This is a genomic window from Marinomonas arctica (assembly GCF_003259225.1).
GTDB lineage: Bacteria > Pseudomonadota > Gammaproteobacteria > Pseudomonadales > Marinomonadaceae > Marinomonas > Marinomonas arctica.
The window spans coordinates 53238-74188 of record NZ_QHJF01000031.1 but is presented as its reverse complement, the minus strand read 5'-3'; the positions used below and the strand labels follow the sequence as shown (position 1 = coordinate 74188).

The window sequence follows — 20951 nt, the reverse complement described above, 5'->3', positions numbered from 1 at the left end:
AATGTGCCGTTTGACGATGTTGTGTTTTCGTAGGGCATCATGAACGAAGTGTAATGTGCCGATTGATAATGTTGATTATGAATGTCAGATTACGCCTCGTACCTCGTCTCATCTGACCTACGGGGTGGTGGTGTAAGATATTTCTTGGGAGGGCATGGATGCCTAGATACATTAGAAGTAAGCGTTTTGGTGGTATGTTTTTCTTTACTGTGACATTGAAGGATCGTCACTCTTCTGTACTGATTGATCATATTGATCTTTTGCGTGAGTGTGTCCGTCATGTCAAATCAAAACGGCCATTTGGAATTATTGCCTGGGTGGTTTTGCCCGATCATATCCATGCCATTTGGCGATTACCAAAAGGAGATAATGATTTTTCTCGCCGATGGCAATTAATAAAGATGTTGTTCACCAAAAAGTTAAAAGAAAGAACGCATTTCAAGGAAAGTGTTTGGCAAGGTCGTTTTTGGGAGCATGAAATTAAGTCCGATAAGGATTTGAGAAGCCATATTCATTATTGTTATTTCAACCCCGTTAAACATGGTTATGTTTTATCAACACGTGATTGGCCGTATTCGAGTTTTCATCGTGATGTTAAATTGGGATTGTTTGATATTCATTGGAACGGGGTATTTTAGAGCAAGTAAGTGTAATGTACGCAACCGTCAGATTACGCCTCGTGCCTCGTCTCATCTGACCTACGGGGTGGAAGGAATAAGGGATAGGGCAACCATCCTAGGCTTCCCCTTCAAAGACACAAGGGGAAGGGACAGTGACAAATATCAATGAAAAATGTCTTCTATTTTCTCGGCGAAGAGGAGTCGTTCTGACCATTCCAGTAGGGTTTCAGCATCGGCTTTTTCAATCCGCTCACGGTATGCCGCCACTACGTCAACACCGTATTTGCGTGCCATCAGTCGCAGCATTATAGCCGCTTCCCCCTGCTGCATACCTTGTTGCATTCCTTGTTGCATTCCCTGCTGCATTCCCTGCTGCATTCCTTTCTCAATTCCAAAACGCTCTGCACTGGTGACGTAAGGCATTTTTTTAGACTCCTCTAGTTGATATACCGATTCTAGGAACTGGCGCTCCAAAACATCAGGCAAACGGATCATCCAATCAATAACCCGGAACAATTCTAATATAACATCACGTTCATAGCCCCGCTCGTACATTAATTGCACAAGCTGAAACTTCCACGCTTGCCGTTCTTCGGCTCTTTTACTGCTTTTGGCACGAAGTTGCGCCATCACGACCAACGCAAATACATTGTCACTGCGTTCTAACTGTGCCCAGTGATCTTGCCAATCCAGCAGTTTTACACGGGGAAAACGAAAGTCTACCTCACAGCCCCAGCGCTTCCAATGATAGCTATTGGGCCGAAAGTTTCGATTGCTATCGGCAAGCACACCTAGACTAACCACATCCATCTGATACCGATCAAACAGTCTATAGTGATACACATACATGCGTTCAGCAAAATCCCGCTCTGCTTCGCCCTGCACTTCTACATGAATCAACACCCATGTTTCTGTGCCATCCTGTGCAAAAACCTTAACCAGCTTATCGGCATAACGTCGCCCCAGCTCGGCATCCTGAACAACCTGCTGGAGCTCTTTATCCAAAAACTCCCGCCCTTGGCTCCAGTCCACCTGTTCGTAAACATCAGGAAACAGCAAGGCTAAAAACTCTGGAAAACGCTGCTCTAATGCCTCTTTCCACGGGCTATCATGATCATCCACTGATCTTGTATTCATTTAAAATCCCTCTTCTATTAATGCCAACCTCATCCTGAGACTGCTGTGTATTACCGTTTTAATACTACATAAATGCCACAAAAATACCAACGCCGCTTTGGTTTTCAAGTAAAGCGCCTCGTGCCTCGTCTCATCTGACCTACGGGTTGGTTGTTTTTTTGTAGGGCATCATGAACGAAGTGTAATATGCCGTTTTTTCATCGTCAGATTACGCCTCGTGCCTTGTCTTATCTGACCTACGGGGTGGTTGTTTTTTTGTAGGGCATCATGAGCGGAGCGTAATGTGTCGTTTGATGATGTTGTGTTTTCATAGGGCATCATGAGCGAAGTGTAATGTGCCGGTTAATGATGTTGGTTGGGAATGTGGGATCACGCCTCGTGCCTCGTCTTATCTGACCTACGGGTTGGTTGTTTTTTTGTAGGGCATCATGAGCGCAGCGTAATGTGCCGTTTTTTCATCGTCAGATTACGCCTCGTGCCTCGTCTTATCTGACCTACGGGGTGGTGGTTTTTTTGTAGGGCATCATGAACGAAGTGTAAGGTGCCGTTTTTTCATCGTCAGATTACGCCTCGTGCCTTGTCTTATCTGACCTACGGGGTGGGGGTTTTTTTGTAGGGCATCATGAACGGAGTGTAATGTGCCGTTTTTTCATCGTCAGATTACGCCTCGTGCCTCGTCTTATCTGACCTACGGGTGGTTGGTTTGTATTGTGTTTTCGTGGGCATCATGAACGAAGTGTAATGTGCCGTTTTTTCATCGTCAGATTACGCCTCGTGCCTTGTCTTATCTGACCTACGGGGTGGTGGTTTTTTTGTAGGGCATCATGAACGAAGTGTAATGTGCCGTTTTTTCATCGTCAGATTACGCCTCGTACCTCGTCTCATCTGACCTACGGGTTGTGTTAGTCTTTTTTGGCGAAGGCGTAGCGGATGAGTACGATTGCCATGCCGAGCATGCCGCCGAGTAATACGGCGAGTACGCAGATGAGGGCACGTTTGGGGCCGACTTTTTCTTCGGGCACGACGGCGGGGTCGATGATTTTAAAGGCAAACTCGTCTTGTACTTCCGCGAGCATGAGGTTTTTGGTTTGCTCTTCTATCAGTTGATAGAAGACGGATTTCATATCGGTGATGTTGGTTTTTTCGATTTGGTCTTCTAGGTATTGAATATTACGGCGAGTCTCGTCCAAGGATTTGTCTTTTATCCAAGCGTTCAGGTCGACAACAAGCCAATCTATCCACTGTTTGGCTATAGTGGGAGAGAGGTGTGTAATAGAGAGTGTCACCAACCCTGAATCTTTGCTTTCTGATACTCCCAGTATTTTTTTAAATTCTTTATAAGCGTCCCAGTCGGTTGGCTGAGCTGTTTTACCCGGCTCCACTTCTCTTACCCATTGCTGTTGCTGTTCATCGTACATTTCTGGATTAATGAGGAGTTTATCTTGCGCTGGGTTCCATTTTTCACCCGCCATGAGAGGCACAAGTAGGTCGTATTTATTGACAAAGGCATTGAGAAATTGACGCGATTGCAAGGTGGCTAGGGCCATGGCTTTGCTGTCTGTGCCACCACCACCTAAGCTGATGCCAGCTAGAGAGGCAAGCCCGCCAAACTGTGACGCCATGGCAGCCAACCCGCCAGATTTACTATCGCTGGCCGAGGCCAGTATGGCTTCTGCTTTGTAGGTGTTGGGTTGAGATAACGCATATAAAACACCCCCTCCGGCAAAGGCGAAGGTGATAAGTATGATAATCCATTTACCTCGCCAGAGGGCGAGAAACAACTCTTTGAGGTCTATTTCATCGTCGTGGTGTTGTATATATTGCGGTGTTAGGTTTTGATTATTCATTATGGTTTTACGTCTAACGTCGATTTTTGGCAAAAAATAAAAACGGCAGAAGCGTCAAAAAAAACCGTCTTCTACCCTTTTTGTGTGTGGTTATTTAGTCTTTTACCGCGCTCCACGCTACGCCAATTTGATAGAGAATTTGCGTGGCGGTGGACAAGGTACTTAAACCATCTAGGTAGTCTGTGTTAATTGGCACTATGATGGTGTCACCCGGTTCAAGGGGCTGGTAATTACGACTAAACCAAAACGAATTATTGGGCATTTCCACCGAGCCATTGGCTTTGACTATGTACACACGGTCGGTATCCGCCTGACGTTTTGTGCCCCCTGCAGAGACAATGTAGTCGTCTACGGTCAGTTTCGGGTCAAACGTATGGTGAGACGCAAATTGCACTTCTCCAACTATGCTGACTACGGGGTTCAAGGCGGGTACAAACAACTTGTCACCTTTTTCCAACATGAGATTGGCTTGCTTGTTGCCTGTTATGGCTTTGTCTAGATCTATGACCAAGCGCCCAACTGGTTCAACGTTTTCCAACTGTTCCACAATGGCGATGGCTTGGGCTGGATCGGTCGTGGACGTTGAGCCCTGACGACGCAAAGACATATTGCTGATTTCTTGTTTTAGCTGGGCGTTAATGTATTTTAGCCTTTCTGCTTCTTGGCGCTTGAGGCGTTCACGACTTAACACGGCGCCGTCTGTATAAGCAAATTCAGTAAAGCCACCAGCACGCTCAATCACGTCTTTTAACGTTTCACCACGCTGGAAGGTATAGCGACCTGGGAAGATAAATTCTCCTTGCAACTCTACCACCATGCCCTCTTGCCAACCGGGCTGTGTTTTCACAATCAGGTTGTCCATAGGCTGCAGTTGTACCGGGTATTTGCCACTAATGGCGTCTTTCAGAGAAAAGTTCACTCGGTCTATGCTAGCGGTGCCCTGTTGTATCGAACGACGTGACAGCTCTGCTGACATTAGATACGCGTTTTCTGACAACCCACCAGCGGCGGCCAACAAAGAGCCTATTTTGGTATTTTTCGCTAACGGATAAATACCAGGAAATTTCACGGCACCAGACACTTCGATCAACTGTGCAGGGACACCGAAACTAGCCTGTTCTTTTAGACGGTCAATAATGGGTTCAAGCAAGGTTTCACGGCTGGCTTTGCGTTGCTCAGCGGCATCGGATATGGTGTTAACATCAGCCAAGTTTAGTTCCGTGGCTTCTCTTTTTATAACCACGGCGCCTGTTTGCGTGTCTATGGCTTCGCGTTCTTTTGACATGCCGCCTTGAGCGCCTTTGGCTTTGGCGTTGGCGTACGAGCCAAACCAATACTCTTGTGCCAGACCATTATCAAAAACGAAAAGCTGGTCTTTTTCTTTTAGCACAAGGTTATCCCTTGAACTCGGCTCGGTTAAGGCGTCTAACAGGCTAATTTGATAGACTTCTATGTCGCGGTTTTGATTTATTTCGCGCACTAGCAGCGCGTAGTTTAGATCGGAACTGGATTTTAAGCCTTCCTCAATGGAGCCAATGGCGTCACTGACGCGCATACCTGGGGTAAAATTAAGTGCTCCTTGACGGGCCACTTCACCACGCACGGCAATGGCGTTTTTCAATGAGCTCACCACGGCATCTAGACGAATTTCATCGCCGTTTTCGATGGCAAATAAACGCCCGTAGGCGGTGGATAGATCCAGTGTATATTGCTGTACGCCCTCCCCATTGGTGCGGCGTACACTGACTTGCGACAGGTAAGCTTGCGGTTTTGCGCCGCCAGCTATGCCGAGCAATTCCGTAATGGTAGTTTTGCCTTTGTATTCATACACCGCAGGACGTGCAATTTGTCCGGTAATGGTCACACTGTTGTTACGCACAGGAATAAAAAGCGTGTCTCCGGAAGACAGTCTAATGTCTTTGGCGGTATCGCCCTTTAACAACAAGTCATACAAGTCAAAATCAGCAACAACCTTGCCTTGGCGCTTTAGCTGTATGTGACGCAAGCTGCCGCTTTCTTTGATACCGCCACTGGCAACCAAAGCTTGAGTAATAGTAGTTAAGCCATTGACGTTGTAGGCGCCCGGATTATTCACTTCACCGACAATGTAGACTTGCATGGTGCGCATGGCGCCCATGGCGCCCATGGTCACAGACACGTCGACACCAATCATTTTTTGCTTAATAACCTCAGCCACTTGATTTCTCAGCTGCTCGAAGGTCTGCCCCGACACCGCAAGAGGCCCTAGTTCAGGCAGATTGATGGTTCCGTCTCGGTCTATTTGCAAGAACACGTTTTGACTGGTTTTGCCAAACATTTGCAGATTGATGGTATCACCAGGCCCCATTTGGTAATCCAATGGCACGGGCAAATTATCCACCACCGTAAAGTCCATGTTGCCGCCACTCAGCACATCGTAACCAAACCATGGCGTGCCGTTGGATTTGTTTTCTTCTGTACTAGGCTGTGGCTTAGACTGAAGTAATGGAGTGCTGATAGGCTCAAGTACTGGTGCTTGTTCTACCGTTGTCGACGTGCCACTGTTGCCCGTCATTGAGCCAAGATCGACGCCATATTGGCGGGCAAGGGCCTCCTGCTGGGCCTTGGGCAAATTTTTAAACTGGTTAATTTGCGCCGCGGTCGGGGTCAGCGCCAGTGCATTGCCCGTCAGTATCATCATGAATGTGGCTATCAATCGTTTATTTAATCGCATCGTGTCGGTCTATGTTTATAAATGAAAGTGGTTATCCGTTTGTTAATCTACTATTTTGCCATTTTGTTATACTGGACTTAGAAGCGAAATTCATATCCAGACCAAATCGTGGTTTGGTTGTCGCTGCTGGCGCCTTCGCTTTTTTCGTAACTGGCCCCTAAGTGCACCATACCAGCCAAGGCAGGAAAACGGTAAGTCAGTTGGCTTAGGTTCGTTCTTTCGTCATTTTGTGTGGATTTTTGATAGCTCACCCCCACATTATGATCGTTACTTAATTGTAAATACACCGCCACCGACGAGCTACTGTCTAGTAAGTAGGTGGTATTTGCCACGCCAGCGGTCATGGACGGATACCGCCCCGTTGCCCATGGGGTGCTGTCGTGTGCGTTGGTTGATTCTTGCTTTTCTAAAACAATGCGCATGGTGCTTTCCCCAAGTGGAAAAGCGCCTGTCCAGCCTAATAACAACGCCCCTTGTTCAGTGATATCCGCGGTAGAAGCGGCTTCTGCGTAGACACTGTGGTAAAAACGCGCCAACGAAGGCAGTGTTAATTTGGCGTCCACAGCGAGCTGTTCATCGTTATTAACTGAGCGGTTATTAGAGAGTAAATCGTTGAACCAGGTTTGATACGTCACCCCGTATTCAAGATATTTAAAGGGCTTGGCCACCATGCGTGTGGCGCTGTGGTAATCCACTTTAGACTTACTGGGTTGGGCCAGCAAGGTTTCAATGCTCCATACCCCTAGCACGCTGTTTTGGCCTATGTAGCCGACACTCATGTCTGGCGCGGCTTTGGCGTAAGACCCCAAAATCAAGTTGTGCTGCCAACCTTGTCCCCACCAGCGATCGAGATTACCTATGGTCCATAACCACGCCCCGGCATTAAAAGCTAAGTAGCTGTCGTTCCAATTAATCTCTGTATCGTCTTGGTACTCACTGTAGGCGGCAGACAAACGATACGAATAACTGTTACTCAGGTATTCAAAACTGCTGTACAGGCCTTTTTCGTCTTCATTGAATTGCCCAAAGCCATTAGGGGAAACAGCATTCGAGGCATTTAGTATTTTAAAAAGGCGGTTACCGCGATTGAGCTTGGCGCTGTTTAGGGCATAGGTTAATTCACGGTTGGCGACGGATAATTCGTAATCTGAGGCGCTGATGTAGGTTAGATCGTCTGCGAACATAGACCAGCGCATTGGATAATGATTCACTGGGGAAGCAAGCTGGCCAGAGTCAGACAACAACAGCAAAGAGGAGCGTAAAAATGCATCGTTTGCTTCTAGCCATGGCGAGGCTATAACTATAAATGGCGCACCGCCAATAAGTGTCACGAACAGCGTTTTGCCCATTGGCGTTAGAATATTGCTGCCTGAAGTAAGGCGTCGCATCAAGCTATTTGTGTTAAGCAAGGGCATTAATGGCTCACATTCCTTTTGATTAATAACATGGGGCTATTAACTCACCTTAATCGTATAATCTGGTTTGTTGTCGTGGTAGAAAAAACTCAATTCGATCAGCACAACACCCTGTTCTATTTTTCTGATTTATCGATAAAATTTGTCTGTTTTACCTTTGCTTGAATACTGCACATGATGTAACAAAAGGCCACAGAAATAAAGCTGCTTTTACTCAATGTTTTCACAAAGTCTGTTGCTGCTTTGAACCGCATGTAATCAGATTGTCCTTTTGTTAGCAGAAAAATATTTCAATATTGTGTCCTTCGCAGGCGAAAAACACACCAAATTGGCTAAAAAATTAACAAAAAAATAGGTTTATGGTGCTTACATTGTCACAACGCTTGATCTAAAATCGTTGTTGAAGTGTATTCTTCAAACATCGATGTTTAAACCTTAAGGAAATATTATGAAACTTGTAACTTTGGCTACAATCGTAGCACTTGGCCTAGCTAGCCAAGCATATGGTGAAGCAGCTGGCTCTGGTACTGGTGGTGCTGGAGCAGGCACTGGTGGTGTTGGAACAGGCGCTGGTGGTGCGGGCGCAGGAGCTGGTGGTGCGGGCGCAGGAGCTGGTGCGGGCGCAGGAGCTGGTGCAGCAGGTGCGGGCGCGGGCGCAGCAGCAGGTGTTGGTGCAGCGACGTCAGCAGCAGTAGGTGGTTTGGCAGCTGCAGCTGCGGCTGCGGCAGCCGTGGCTGTGAGTGCAGCGGTTGCGTCAACGACAGACAGCAACCCAACGACTGCCCCAGCTGTTGGTACGACTACTAATACCAATTAATCTCCCCTAAACCACCTAATGTTCTCATTGGGTGGTTTTTTATATTTTCATGGCCATGACATGCGCTCTTTTTTTTATTCTTCCCGTTTCGCTTTTTTTCTTTCACTATTGGCTTTAAGCGGTTGTTCTAGCCATTTCAAAAGCGTGATGGATTCTGCTAAGGCCGTCATTGACTTAGACAATGCCATTACTCCGCAATATATTTCATCACTGCCCTATGCCAGCACGCTAGTAACCGTAAACGATGCGCGGCCTCTGCTTTTGATTCTGACCTTTGTTGACCACGACCCTCTAACGAATACTTACCGACTTACCTGGTTAACCCAAGACGCTGCTAGTATCGTCACCGAGAACGGGCGTATCCTTCATACCACGGGCTTTACGACGGATAATTTAGACACTCTGATGGCGATTACTTCATCCATTGCACCATCGTCTGTAGCTTCTCCCAGTTCGACGGTTGCGACGCCTTCCCCTAAACTTGCCAGTACTACCTCGTGGCAAGCCCGATACGATTGGTCTCCAGGCTATCGATACGGTTTTACCGCCCAAGTCACATCACGTTCTCTTGGTATGGACACGGTCATCACCGATTTATGGCGCCAAGAAGCGGAGCAAATCCAAGAAACGGTGGTATTTAACACTCTAGACGCGTCATTTAATAATCTTTTCTGGCTTACGCCGGCGACAGAGACAGCAGACCCTTTTGTGATCAAAAGCATCCAATATTTAGGGCCTAACATGGACAAAGTAGAAATGTTGATGGTGAAGCCCTTTGTGCCGCCTCGTTCCAGCGTCACCAAAATGCAGACTAAGGATGCTCAATCATGATGTCACTGTTCAAAGCAAACCGTCTGTCTGTTAATACCAACGAACAGGCTTTCAACACACACTTACAGACTATCAATACAAGCCTATGGTTTACTCGTAACAGCCTGCTGCGAACCATGCTATTTTGCTGTGTTTTATTGGTAACGGCGTTATCCAGCCGTCAAGTCGTCGCGGAAGCCGCCAACACGTTCACCACTCGGATTACCCTGTTGCCCAGCCAAATCACGCTGTCTTATCCACAAGATGTGCGTTTTTCACAAGTGTTGAGTGATGCCTATGCTCAGTCTAATGAAGAAATATATGCGCTAGGCACTGGTTTGATTGATCCACATAAACAAACCATGATAGATACCCAAAAGCGCGTGATTATGCGTCAGTTAACGCAGCTGAATACACCACAAGCGATGCAGCTCGCTAAGCAGCTCGATTCGCTGCCATTGGTTTATCATGAACCGATTGCCACAGATCTAACAAGCGTTCGTGTTTCGTCTAAGCTCAACCCGCTCATTAAACAAGATTACTGGCTGTCGTTGTCCAAGCGCCCTACTCATATCAAGGTATTTGACCCAGCCTTGGATCATAGCGTGACCATGGCGCTGCAAGAAAACGCTGACCTAAGAGACTATTTAGCCAAATTAAGCCAGATAACAAAACAAGCTCGCCATGATTCGGCGTGGATTATTCAGGCAGATCGAGTTGTGTATCAGGTTGACAACTTGGCCTGGAAAAACACCTTACATTTTCTTAGCCCTGGTGCCATTGTGTTTATTGGGCTGCAAAACCTCCCTTATGAATACCGCGATTTGAATGCCAATATCGCCCATCTGCTTGCTTTTCGTTTGGAGCTATAATGTCATTTAAACGTTTCCCTGTGACTCCCTTTCTTGCCTGCTCTGGTTTTTTGTTGAGCAGCGCCCTGTATGCTGACAGTCAGGTGGAAGACGATGTCTATTTTGCTTTGCCCTTTCAAGGTCCACAACTGACACCCTCCCAAACCGATCTGGGCGGTGTGGGTTTAATACAAATGCCGTCTGGCCGTATGGCAGAAGATGGGGCCTTCAGTTTTGGTTACAACGATAACAGTGAATACACATTTTACACCGTGTCGTTGCAACTGATGCCCTGGTTAGAAACCACCATTCGTTACACTCAAGTTCAAGATGTACTTTATAGCGACAGCGAGAGCTTCAGTGGCGACACCAAATACGCCGACAAAGGCATCGATGCCAAAATCCGGCTACTGAAGGAAAACCAATGGCTACCCGAGGTATCCGTTGGTTTGCGCGATCTTGGCGGAACAGGCTTGTTCGACGGCGAATTTATGGCCGCGACGAAACGTTTTTCCACGGAAAACTACGGTCAGTTTGATGTCACTCTCGGCCTAGGCTGGGGGTATCTGGGTGAACGGGGCAATATTAGTAACCCTCTGTGTCGTGCAGCTGACCGTTTCTGTGAACGTATTTCAGGCTATGCTGACAATGGTGGCTCTATCGATTACGATCGCTGGTTTACTGGCAGCGCCTCTTTGTTTGGCGGTATCGAATATCAGACCCCTTACGAGCCATTGCGCCTAAAATTAGAATACGATGGCAACGACTACAGCCAAGACTTTCCAGTTACTCGTGGCCGTGTAGACATGACACCCAAAACACCGTGGAACTTTGGCGCAGTTTATGAGGTAAGTGATGGCTTTGATCTGCGTTTAAGTTATGAACGCGGCACCACTGTGGCACTTGGTTTTACCCTGACCACCAACTTTAATTCCATGAAAAGCCCATGGATAGACAACGAGGCTCCCGCTTTAGGCAGCGACCAAGCCGCTACGCTTAGTGTCGTTGACTGGCCAGCCCTCGACCAAGAATTAAATGATGTGGCAGGGTATAAAACCGATCGTGTGTATCAACAAGGTAACACGGTGACGTTTGTCACCCAACAAAGCAAATACCGTGATCGTGATGTGGCGATCGAACGCGCTGCAGCGGTAATCGCGAACCATGTGCCCACGAATGTGGGCGCTTACAAGATCATTGAAGAGTCAAAAAATATTCCTGTCAAATCCACTGAGATTTCAGCCAGAGATTATCTCGATGTGGCGACGGTCGACTATTTTAATCCCTCCATTAAAGACGCCATTATTGAATTACCGCCTGAAGAGATCGATTCTGAACCTTTGTACGAGGATTTCGAGCGACTAAACTATGGCGTGACACCGTATCTAAGCCAGTCTTTTGGTGGCCCTGAAAACTTTTATATCTACAGCCTGAGCATGACTGGTGGCGCGTCTTACTGGCTGAATCGCCATCTAGAGTTATCTAGCTCTGTTGCCATTAATTTGGTCGATAACTACGACCAACTCAACTTTGATATACCAAGCGATGGTACGTCTAATTACCGTGTGCGTACTCTTGTACGATCTTATGTACGCGATAATGATGCGTATTTGAATAATCTACAGCTGACTTGGTTTAATCGCTACGGACAAAACTGGTACCAACAAGTGTACGGTGGCTATTTAGAAACCATGTTTGCTGGTGTGGGTAGCGAAGTGTTGTATCGTCAAGCCGATTCTAATTGGGCGATTGGTGTGGATGTCAATGCTATTGCGCAACGCGATCCAGACTCGGTATTTGGTGTTTTTTCTGATGAAAATGCCTTTGGTGACAATACTAAAGTACTCGCCAGAGGCACCACAGGGCATTTGTCTCTTTACTATCAACCTGAATGGTCATTCTTAGAAAACACCCTGTTTCGTTTGGACGTGGGCAAGTTCTTAGCGGCAGACGTTGGCGCTCGCTTTGACTTTTCTAAGCAATTTGACAGCGGCATGATTGTCGGCGCGTACGCCAGCCGAACGAATATGTCCGCAGAGGAATTTGGCGAAGGCAGCTTTACCAAAGGCTTTTATTTCTCCATTCCCTTTGACACCGTCTCACTTAAACCCACCACCAGCCGTGGCAACTTTGCATGGCAACCGCTCACCCGTGATGGTGGCCAAATGCTAGGCAAACGCAACAGCTTATTTGGTATAACCGACATGGTATCCCCTTGGTACCAACGGCCTGCACAGAACTAATGCGGGTCGTTTTTTGGCCGACAAGGTGTATCTATCAAAGATGGCGCCTTTCGGCTGAAAAACAACGAATATTGAAAGTAGCCTTAGCTAATAACCGTATGATTTTATCACTGAATTGATGTCCGTTCTTTATATTAACGTCCCATTGCTCGATGAATGTCTACGCTTTATTTTTACTGTATCACTTCTGTAGTATCTACTCTTGATATCAGTTAATCACTCACAACAACTCGGTTTCGACCTGTGTCTTTCGCTTTATACAATGCGGCATCCGCACGATTTAATACTTGCTCATAATGATCGTCATCCGCTTTATATAAGGCAACACCAAAACTTGCGGTAATGTATAAACCTTCCGCCATCTCTGTTTTTTCCATATGCTCGCGCAGTCTTTCAGCCATTTTCTGAGCGTTTTCGACATCTGTCGTAGGCAGTAAAACGGTAAATTCTTCTCCACCAAATCGTGCAACCATTCCGCTATTATCAACAATACTTTTCAAGACAGCGGCCATTCTCTTAAGCACTTTATCGCCGACAGTATGTCCATATTGATCATTTATCTTTTTAAAATGATCCGCATCTACCATGATAATCGCAAACTGGTTACCTGATTCTCGCGCTAATTCATAATGCTTTATCAGTTCTTCGTCTAATGCTAATCGATTATATACTTGAGTAAGGCGATCCTGACGCACAATCGCCTTTAAAGATTGATTGGTTGCTTCTAATTGCGCCGTTCTAGATTGTACTTTAGCTTCCAACGTACTGTTTAATTGCAATAACGTCTGCTCGCGATCCAATAACGACGACATCATGTCTTGTAATGAGCGACTCAAACTGGTGACTTCATTTAACTGACTGTCTTCTTGAAACGTCACATGCCTATCTCCTTGTTGAATTCGCTTCGCCGTAACAGCCAAACGCTCCAAAGGAAAACTTAGTGAGCCGGCGAATCGATACGCTAAAAACATACAAAATACAGTAGCCGCCATACCAAGGATGAGGAATAAGCTATGAACCTCCTTAACAGACGACATTGCTATATCGACTGGCTGACGTACCACAAGACGCCAGCCTAGAGTTGTTGATTCAGGTGAGTCAACAGATACGGTACTAGTCAGATAATCTTTTCCATCCTGCCAAATAAGGGATTCAAATTGGCCATCTTTGGGTAATGTAGTAGGAACAGAAATATCGCCAAGATAATTGTCGGGATACAATACCTCACCGCTATTATTGATAATGAACATATCAATTTCTTTGGTTTTAGAAGCTTCTGTAAAAGAAGAAGATAAAACTTCTTTCGCCCAAAGCCAATTCGCATGAGTGGCTACAACGCCTTCTAATTTACCGTTTGCGTCAATGACAGGCGCCGAAAAATCCACAAAACGAATGGGTGAACCATCTTCCGGTTTTGGTAACAAGCTTTCTAATAATAATGCTTTATGAAGATCGCCAATAAAAGGAGCAGATCGTCCATTGATGAACCAAGGCCGTTGACTAACATCGGCCCCTTTCAACAAACCATCACCAGATGCCAAGACAACGCCATCGGCATTGGCAAAACCTACCCACGCATAATGTTTATAGGAGTTTTTAACCTGATCAATAGTCTGCTCTAACTCACTTAAGTTTTGATTTTGATAAAGAGAAAGACGCTTGCTCAGAAGAACAATCTCTCGTTCACGTTCAATTAAATTCGCTGTAAGCATGTTCGAAATAGACTGGCTTATACCAACAAGATACTCACCGCTGGCTTTTGAGAGGCGTGTCGATGCAACCTGATAGAAATACGTCACCAATACTAAACTAAGCGAAAGCAGTAGCCCCCCCGTTAATAAAGTAATGCGACTCCGGAATGTATTCATCGCTTGATATGTCACGCAACAGCCTCAAAAGAAATCTGTTAAAGAATCAGACAGTATCAGCTTATTGATTCATTTTACATAAAAACAACACAACAAGATGATTTACACCCAGCATAAAAAAAGCCCCCGATCGTTTCCCATCGGAGGCTTTCATATTCATGACGCTAAATCAGGAGTTACTTACCGGTGGCGCGAGAAACGTATTCGCCGGTACGAGTATCAACACGTAGCACTTCACCAATATTGATAAATAACGGCACTTTTACAACCGCACCGGTCACTAAAGTAGCGGGTTTAGAGCCACCGTTCGCCGTATCACCTTTAACACCTGGATCCGTTTCTTTTACTTCAAGCTCAATGAAGTTTGGCGCAGAGACAGCCAATGGCGCACCGTTGTACAGTGTAACAACGTATTTTTCTTGCTCTTTTAGCCATTTCATCGAGTCGCCAACCGCCGTTTCATCCGCCGCGTGTTGTTCGAAAGAACCGTCTACTGCCATAAAGTGCCAGAACTCACCGTCGGTGTACAAGTACTCCATATCGGTGTCCATTACATCTGCGGTTTCTAAGCTGTCGCCAGATTTAAAAGTACGTTCCCAAACACGACCGGTTTTTAGGTTACGCAGCTTAATGCGGTTAAAGGCTTGGCCTTTTCCTGGTTTAACGTGTTCGTTGTCAATAATCGCACATGGATCACCGTCGACCATTACTTTAGAACCGCTGCGCATTTCGCTGGTAGAAATATTAGCCATACATCCTCACAGTATATTTTTAGAGAAAAAGCTCTGACTGGCGTATCATGTCAGTCCCAAGATCTCTGCAAACTTCTTTTTAGCATCTTTTCAACGCCCTAATGGGCAATAAAAAGAGAGTTTGCAAAGATCTCTGAGAGCCACTGGCCTAGTTGGCCAAAATAAGTTGGCGCAATCATAACCCAAAAGAACATAATTTTGCAGATATTTGACGTGATACCCATTCAAACTAATCAGAATTTAAGCTGGTCCCAACACCTATCACAGGCGCTCACCTCATTACCCGAGCTGGTTGAGCATTTAGGCTTGCCAAAAAGTCTTGCGCAACAAGGCGTAGAGGCACACCAGAGTTTCAAATTATTGGTGCCTCGCCCTTATTTGTCTCGCATTGAATACGGTAATCCTCAGGATCCCCTGCTCTTGCAGATTCTACCCAGCGCTGCTGAAATGCAAAAAGTCATCGGATACACGAAAGACCCGCTTGAAGAAGCCGATCATAACCCGCAAAAAGCCATCGTGCATAAATACAAGCGTCGCTTGTTAGTCATCACTACAGGGACCTGTGCGGTCAATTGCCGCTATTGCTTCCGTCGTCACTTTCCTTATGGCGACAATCAGTTGGCTCAGGCAGAATGGCAATCCGTCATTGACTACGTCAAACATCACCCTGAAATCAACGAGGTCATCCTAAGTGGTGGCGACCCTTTGATGATGAAAGACAGCTTGCTCGCAGACAAAGTTCGTAAGCTTGAAGAGCTACCACAAATTAAACGCCTGCGTATTCACTCTCGCTTACCGGTAGTGATCCCAGCTCGCGTTTGTGACGAGATGCTGGCGTGGATCAAAGCCAGCCGTCTGGACATAATCATGGTGTGGCACATCAATCATGCCAATGAAATAGACGAAGAGCTGGCTCAGGCGGCGCATAGATTGAAAAGAGCGGGGGTCACCTTACTCAATCAAGGTGTCTTATTAAAAGGCATTAATGACTCTGTAGACGCCCAAGTCAATTTGAGTGAAGCGGTGTTTAGCGCGGGGATTTTACCTTACTACATGTTCACCTTAGATCCCGTAGAAGGCGCTGCGCATTTTGATATCCATATCGAAGATGCCCAGCGACTGATGGGAAAAGTTGCCGCAGAACTGCCTGGTTATTTGGTGCCAAGGCTCGCTAAGGAAATTCCTGGCAAACCGGCCAAAAGCGTGTTTGCGCCTTTGATTAACGATCAGGACAAGTCCGAGTGAATCCAAGTCTTTTATCGTAATAAGGCTATGCGCCCGACTTTTACTTGCTGACGACGCACACTAACGCTTGGCGCTAGTTGATACAAATCGCCATTGCGACCAACAAGCTGTTGAGGAACATGGCTAAGTCTCGCCACGTCTGCATTCGCGTCCAAATGTTTTGGCTCGCCATGAACAGGAATGGCAATTTGTGGCTGAACCCAAGCGTAAAGTTGCTTAAGTTCTTCACGGCATGGATGACCACTTACATGGATCATTAAGTTCGTTTCATGAGCCTGTAGTGTGCGTATTTTTCGCCCCTTGAATTGCGCCACTAATCTATCGATAGCTTGTTCATTACCTGGAATGCGCATGGCGCTGAAAATCACTAAATCGTCTGCATCAAGGCTAAGATCAAAGCAGTTATTGGCGGCTAAACGACTTAGGGTTGCTCTTGGTTCTCCTTGGCTTCCAGTTACCACCGCCAATACTTCTTCCTTTGGCAAATAACCAAGATGAGCCGCTTCGATAATAGGCAAGTCATCCGGCCAATGCCCTGTGACACGTGCGGCACTGACCATGTTAGTGAGGGAGCGGCCTATTAGGGCAAGATAACGACCTGTTTCTTTTGCCACTCGACCCAGAGCGACCAAACGCGCCACGTTACTACTGAAACACCCGACTACCACGCGGTTCTTTTCTGCGGCGATGGTTTTTAGCAAGCCATCGTAACAATCACTTTCAGAGGGCGAAAAGCCTTCTTTTAAAGCATTCGTTGAATCACAGACCATGGCAAGAATATTGTCTTTAGCCAAGGCTTTAAATGCCGTGGGGGAGAAAGCGTCACCCAACAAGGGCTTTTTATCAATCTTCCAATCCCCTGTATGAAATACCTTGCCCGCTGACGTTGCTATCGTCATACCGAAAGGTTCTGGTATCGAGTGAGTCAGCCCCAACCATTTGACGTTGAATACACCGATTTTTTTGCTCTCATTTTCTGCCACTTCAATAATGGGGACTTGATCCGTTAAGCCCACTTGAACCAATTTACGCCGCAACACTTCGGCCGTAAACGCGGTGGTATAAACGGGACATTTAAAACGTCGCCACAAAAACGGCAAAGCGCCCACATGATCTTCATGGGCATGAGTAATAACAATACCAACCAAACGCTCTTTCTGCTCGCTAATAAAACGCGGATCAGCACACACAATTTCGGATGTGCCTAGATCATCAGGGCTTAACGGCTCGTTAAAAGACACACCACAGTCGACCATCAACCACTGGCCGTCATGACCATAAAGGTTCATGTTCATGCCAATTTCGCCAGTGCCGCCTAGGGGTAAAAACCATAAATCCTCTCGCGAGGGAATCAAAGATGAAATAACGCACTCCTTGTGAATAAATAAGAGGTAAATTTTGTCCATGATCTGCATTTTCCGATAGAATCTTGCCTACCGACAGAATGGCCATCATGCATCAGATGCTTCGTTTCGCCCGTTAATTTTTTACTGGACTATGACATTGAATACAACTTCTAAGTTTCAAACTCTTTTAGGCAAAGTCCTAACGTATTTTATCTTACTGTCTTGTTTCGCCATACTAGGACTGTATGTGGTTCAACGCTACGGTGCACAATACGCCGAACAAAAAATCCAAGAACAGTTAGAGCGCACGGGGCTGAGCCAATTTGTGCATTATCAGCAAGTCTATTTTAATCCTTTTACTCTGACACCGTCACTTGAAGGGGTAAAAATTGGCGAAGAGAACTCGCCAATACTCATATTCGCGCGCATTTCCTTCAATAGCTATCTTATTAAGCACCCCAATCTAGACATTGATTTCTGGATACAGGAAAGCCCCATTGATAGCTTATCAAGGGAAACGAGAGCATTAATGCGCTCAGCAGGGATGGACACACTATTGGGTAAAGGCTCTTTTTCTTCCACCATTCAAGACGAAGGCATCGTTTCTGAGCTCAAACTAGACATAAAAGATGCCGGTAAGCTGACACTAATGTCTAACATTCGTCTGTTAGATCATGAATTTACACCATCAGACCTTCGCTCTGACATACTCGCGTCCTTCGCGCTAGGTCAACCAGAAGCGCTACCCATTATTTATGGTGACGCCATTGAATTGCGATCTTTAGAGATACAATACGAAGAGTCCGGTTTAATCCATCGCTTGTTTCCGCCCTCAGGTTCTTACCAAAGCAATCCGGTAGAGTTAGAGGGTGCCTTGATGTTCGCCAGCCAAGCATTAGGATTAGCGCCTGCTAACTCACCAGAAGCCAAGCAGATTGCAACGTCGGTACAAACTTTTTTAGAGACCCCTAAGCAGCTGACTCTGTCTTTGTTGCCTTCCTCACCCATTAGTGTCAAAGAGCTGACGTTATTGGCAAGCGAAGGCTCGCTCTATAAAAACAACCGGATCACTATACAGAGTCATTAACTAGACAGAGCCATTAACTAGACAGAGCCATTGATGATTCACTTCGCCTAAAAGGGATTGAACATGTCACGGTACGACTGATTCGACGTGGCTCTGGCAATCCCTTTTACCATTCTAAAGATCGACCACACCCAGACAGCGAACAAGATGAAGTAGCCAATAAAAAATAAGGCGAGTACTACCCCAATGATCCCCCAGAAAATCCCCCACCAAAAAGTACTGATAATATTAGCGTAGTGGTCTTCAAACTTTGTGCTGCGAGCGTCGCTTACTTTTACCATGGCCCAAATCGCGCCAATCAGCCAAAACACCCCCGTAAAGATGCCTAACAGCATAAAAATATACGCGATCACCACATTGCTTTTGGCATTCTCTTCCCTCGGTGTAAGGGACCTAAACTGATGATCGGGTTCGAATCCTGACATAATGAGTCACTCCGTTATTCCATAAAAATGTGTCTGATGAGCATAATGGGGATATTTTAAAATTTATCGCCCTTGTCTTGTCTCGTTTTATGATTTCTTTTCAATACAAATACTTGTAACGTGTTATTTTCTTCTCTTTTTCACTCATACAACTTGGGAATACCATGACCAATGTGACTATTTTAGTCGATGTGCAAAATGTTTATTACACCACGAAACAAGCCTTTGGGCGCTCTTTCGACTACAACCGCTTTTGGCAACAAGCCACCGAAGGTCGTCATGTGGTCAAAGCCATTGCCTACGCCATAGACAGAGGCGATGAAAAGCAACGTCAGTTTCAGAACATTCTCAGAGCCATTGGTTTCGAGGTGAAATTAAAGCCATTCATCCAACGCTCCGACGGCTCTGCCAAAGGCGATTGGGATGTGGGCATCGCCATTGATGGCATAGAGTATGGTAAAGACAGCGATGTATTGGTTTTGTTGTCTGGTGACGGTGACTTTGACATTCTAGCCAAAACCCTCAGAGAGAAATACCACACCAAAGTCGAAGTGTATGGGGTCGAATCGTTAACCGCGCAATCTTTGATTCATGCTGCCAGTGAGTTCACCCCTATCGGTAACAAATTGTTACTTAAATAAATCTAACTCGTCTATATTTTTGAGAGAGAATATGTCGCTCAAAATCCTTTACTGATTATTTTATATGCAGAAAATGGCAAAATGACGATACAAGAAAATACCCTATTACTAGAAACAAGAGACACTTTGCACAAGTGGTTAAGCCTTGCAGCAGGTGTCATAATGCTTTTTTTCTGTTTTCTGAACATTTCCATATTAAAGCAAACAAGCATTGGTATGGTCGATGGCATTTTGGGAGTGTTAAGTTTGTATTTTTTTGTCACGGCGCATAAACAAAAGATTGAAGCATGGCACCGCTATTCACTTATTCTCTCCCTGACAGTGACCACTCTATTTGCTTTTTACTTAGCGGACTTAAGAGCAGGTTCAATCTACTGGCTGCTGATTTTACCGCCCTTATACTGCTTGCTAGCTGGAGCGAGACAAGGGTTGATATTAACAATCCTTCTGTCGTTTCCAGTCATCATGATACTCTTTCTGAAATCTGAAACAGAAAACTACCTTCCATATCGATCGGTTCTTAACTTCTCACTCGCCTATTTTTTTTCTTATGCCATTTGCTATTTATATGAAACTCAGTATGCAAGAAGTAGCGAACTACTTCATAAGATGGCATTTCAGGACCCCTTAACGGGCACACAAAATCGTCACGCGTTAAAAGTGTTTTTTGACGAGTTTAATAAACAATCAGAAGCTTGCTTTCAGACGGAGCAAGAAGAAACACGCTTATTAATCCTTGATATTGATCATTTTAAAAGCGTAAACGACGAATTTGGGCATGATGTTGGCGACCAAGTATTGGTTGAAATTGCCGAGTTACTTCACGATTGCATTCAAAGTCGCTATGTTTACCGTATCGGTGGTGAAGAGTTTCTTATTATCCTTGATAATTCCTCCCCCACACAGGCTTTTGCATTTGCCGAGTCCATCCGTAAAAGTGTTGAAAATGCCGTATTTAGAACGCACCAACAAAATATCAAAATCACGGTCAGTATTGGTATCGCCCAACTCAAAAAAGGGCAAACTTTCAGAGAATTTTTGCGAGTCGCGGATAAAAATCTTTACTCTGCAAAAAATGAGGGGCGTAATTTAGTTCATTATGGTTCTATCAGTGTGACTGAAGCCATTTAGTGC

Annotated in this window: 17 protein-coding genes; 9 read left to right on the top strand and 8 right to left on the bottom strand. The window is 45.7% G+C overall.

From position 1 onward, the window contains the following. Nucleotides 1-158: 158 nt before the first annotated feature. The gene (locus tag DK187_RS17370; protein WP_111608600.1) at nucleotides 159-638 is read left to right on the top strand and encodes an REP-associated tyrosine transposase; all 480 of its coding nucleotides are present in this window, start codon (nucleotides 159-161) and stop codon (nucleotides 636-638) included. Nucleotides 639-782: 144 nt separating this feature from the next. Here DK187_RS17370 and DK187_RS17365 read toward each other — a convergent pair whose 3' ends face one another. From DK187_RS17365 to DK187_RS17350, 4 genes are all read right to left on the bottom strand, one after another. Then, nucleotides 783-1757, bottom strand: coding sequence for an RpnC/YadD family protein (locus tag DK187_RS17365; protein ID WP_111608599.1), 975 nt, complete (start codon nucleotides 1755-1757; stop codon nucleotides 783-785). Between the two features lie 902 nt (nucleotides 1758-2659). Then, entirely contained in the window at nucleotides 2660-3604 is a 945-nt protein-coding gene (locus tag DK187_RS17360) for a Wzz/FepE/Etk N-terminal domain-containing protein (RefSeq protein WP_111608598.1), read from the bottom strand. A gap of 94 nt (nucleotides 3605-3698) precedes the next feature. Further along, nucleotides 3699-6317 carry an SLBB domain-containing protein gene (locus DK187_RS17355; protein WP_111608597.1) on the bottom strand — a complete coding sequence of 873 codons (2619 nt, stop codon included), beginning with the start codon at nucleotides 6315-6317 and terminating at the stop codon, nucleotides 3699-3701. A gap of 77 nt (nucleotides 6318-6394) precedes the next feature. Further along, the gene (locus DK187_RS17350; RefSeq protein WP_111608596.1) at nucleotides 6395-7732 is read right to left on the bottom strand and encodes a capsule assembly Wzi family protein; all 1338 of its coding nucleotides are present in this window, start codon (nucleotides 7730-7732) and stop codon (nucleotides 6395-6397) included. 448 nt (nucleotides 7733-8180) lie between these two features. Between DK187_RS17350 and DK187_RS17345 the strand changes: the two genes are divergently transcribed. The 4 genes from DK187_RS17345 to DK187_RS17330 all read left to right on the top strand — a co-directional run bounded on the left by DK187_RS17345 (nucleotide 8181) and on the right by DK187_RS17330 (nucleotide 12453). Then, complete coding sequence (locus DK187_RS17345; protein WP_111608595.1) at nucleotides 8181-8549, top strand: hypothetical protein; 369 nt, start codon at nucleotides 8181-8183, stop codon at nucleotides 8547-8549. A gap of 147 nt (nucleotides 8550-8696) precedes the next feature. Beyond that, entirely contained in the window at nucleotides 8697-9380 is a 684-nt protein-coding gene (locus DK187_RS17340) for a YjbF family lipoprotein (RefSeq protein ID WP_162623549.1), read from the top strand. Beyond that, a complete protein-coding gene (locus DK187_RS17335; protein WP_111608593.1) occupies nucleotides 9377-10231 on the top strand; it encodes a capsule biosynthesis GfcC family protein in 855 nt (284 codons plus the stop codon). Before DK187_RS17340 ends, DK187_RS17335 begins: the two co-directional genes overlap by 4 nt. After that, on the top strand, nucleotides 10231-12453 hold the full coding sequence (locus tag DK187_RS17330) for a YjbH domain-containing protein (RefSeq protein ID WP_111608592.1): 2223 nt from the start codon (nucleotides 10231-10233) through the stop codon (nucleotides 12451-12453). Before DK187_RS17335 ends, DK187_RS17330 begins: the two co-directional genes overlap by 1 nt. A gap of 212 nt (nucleotides 12454-12665) precedes the next feature. Here the strand turns inward: DK187_RS17330 and DK187_RS17325 are convergent, their stop codons facing one another. Both DK187_RS17325 and efp read right to left on the bottom strand, forming a co-directional pair. Next, nucleotides 12666-14336: a sensor domain-containing diguanylate cyclase gene (locus DK187_RS17325; protein WP_111608591.1), complete on the bottom strand. Its 1671-nt coding sequence runs from the start codon at nucleotides 14334-14336 to the stop codon at nucleotides 12666-12668. Nucleotides 14337-14497: 161 nt separating this feature from the next. Further along, nucleotides 14498-15073 (bottom strand): elongation factor P, encoded by a 576-nt coding sequence (efp, locus tag DK187_RS17320; RefSeq protein ID WP_111608590.1) that lies wholly within the window; start codon nucleotides 15071-15073, stop codon nucleotides 14498-14500. A 213-nt stretch (nucleotides 15074-15286) separates the two neighbouring features. Here efp and epmB point away from each other — a divergent pair, with 213 nt between their 5' ends. Beyond that, complete coding sequence (gene epmB, locus DK187_RS17315; protein ID WP_111608607.1) at nucleotides 15287-16318, top strand: EF-P beta-lysylation protein EpmB; 1032 nt, start codon at nucleotides 15287-15289, stop codon at nucleotides 16316-16318. Nucleotides 16319-16329: 11 nt separating this feature from the next. On the opposite strand, the gene DK187_RS17310 is transcribed toward epmB, so the two are convergent. Continuing rightward, entirely contained in the window at nucleotides 16330-17724 is a 1395-nt protein-coding gene (locus DK187_RS17310; protein ID WP_188322920.1) for a ribonuclease J, read from the bottom strand. Between the two features lie 97 nt (nucleotides 17725-17821). On the opposite strand from DK187_RS17310, the gene DK187_RS17305 reads away from it, so the two are divergent. After that, entirely contained in the window at nucleotides 17822-18751 is a 930-nt protein-coding gene (locus DK187_RS17305; protein WP_162623548.1) for a hypothetical protein, read from the top strand. Nucleotides 18752-18798: 47 nt separating this feature from the next. Here DK187_RS17305 and DK187_RS17300 read toward each other — a convergent pair whose 3' ends face one another. Beyond that, on the bottom strand, nucleotides 18799-19176 hold the full coding sequence (locus tag DK187_RS17300) for a DUF4870 family protein (protein ID WP_111608588.1): 378 nt from the start codon (nucleotides 19174-19176) through the stop codon (nucleotides 18799-18801). A gap of 164 nt (nucleotides 19177-19340) precedes the next feature. Between DK187_RS17300 and DK187_RS17295 the strand changes: the two genes are divergently transcribed. Beyond that, nucleotides 19341-19817: an NYN domain-containing protein gene (locus DK187_RS17295; RefSeq protein WP_111608587.1), complete on the top strand. Its 477-nt coding sequence runs from the start codon at nucleotides 19341-19343 to the stop codon at nucleotides 19815-19817. Between the two features lie 81 nt (nucleotides 19818-19898). Further along, nucleotides 19899-20948: a GGDEF domain-containing protein gene (locus DK187_RS17290; RefSeq protein ID WP_223232235.1), complete on the top strand. Its 1050-nt coding sequence runs from the start codon at nucleotides 19899-19901 to the stop codon at nucleotides 20946-20948. Nucleotides 20949-20951 lie beyond the last annotated feature (3 nt).

Excerpts from the sequence above, each read along its gene's own strand:
- DK187_RS17370 (WP_111608600.1), top strand. The coding sequence starts at position 159 with ATGCCTAGATACATTAGAAGTAAGCGTTTTGGTGGTATGTTTTTCTTT.
- DK187_RS17365 (WP_111608599.1), bottom strand. The coding sequence starts at position 1,757 with ATGAATACAAGATCAGTGGATGATCATGATAGCCCGTGGAAAGAGGCA.
- DK187_RS17360 (WP_111608598.1), bottom strand. The coding sequence starts at position 3,604 with ATGAATAATCAAAACCTAACACCGCAATATATACAACACCACGACGAT.
- DK187_RS17355 (WP_111608597.1), bottom strand. The coding sequence starts at position 6,317 with ATGCGATTAAATAAACGATTGATAGCCACATTCATGATGATACTGACG.
- DK187_RS17350 (WP_111608596.1), bottom strand. The coding sequence starts at position 7,732 with ATGCCCTTGCTTAACACAAATAGCTTGATGCGACGCCTTACTTCAGGC.
- DK187_RS17345 (WP_111608595.1), top strand. The coding sequence starts at position 8,181 with ATGAAACTTGTAACTTTGGCTACAATCGTAGCACTTGGCCTAGCTAGC.
- DK187_RS17340 (WP_162623549.1), top strand. The coding sequence starts at position 8,697 with ATGGATTCTGCTAAGGCCGTCATTGACTTAGACAATGCCATTACTCCG.
- DK187_RS17335 (WP_111608593.1), top strand. The coding sequence starts at position 9,377 with ATGATGTCACTGTTCAAAGCAAACCGTCTGTCTGTTAATACCAACGAA.
- DK187_RS17330 (WP_111608592.1), top strand. The coding sequence starts at position 10,231 with ATGTCATTTAAACGTTTCCCTGTGACTCCCTTTCTTGCCTGCTCTGGT.
- efp (WP_111608590.1), bottom strand. The coding sequence starts at position 15,073 with ATGGCTAATATTTCTACCAGCGAAATGCGCAGCGGTTCTAAAGTAATG.
- DK187_RS17310 (WP_188322920.1), bottom strand. The coding sequence starts at position 17,724 with ATGGACAAAATTTACCTCTTATTTATTCACAAGGAGTGCGTTATTTCA.
- DK187_RS17300 (WP_111608588.1), bottom strand. The coding sequence starts at position 19,176 with ATGTCAGGATTCGAACCCGATCATCAGTTTAGGTCCCTTACACCGAGG.
- DK187_RS17295 (WP_111608587.1), top strand. The coding sequence starts at position 19,341 with ATGACCAATGTGACTATTTTAGTCGATGTGCAAAATGTTTATTACACC.
- DK187_RS17290 (WP_223232235.1), top strand. The coding sequence starts at position 19,899 with ATGACGATACAAGAAAATACCCTATTACTAGAAACAAGAGACACTTTG.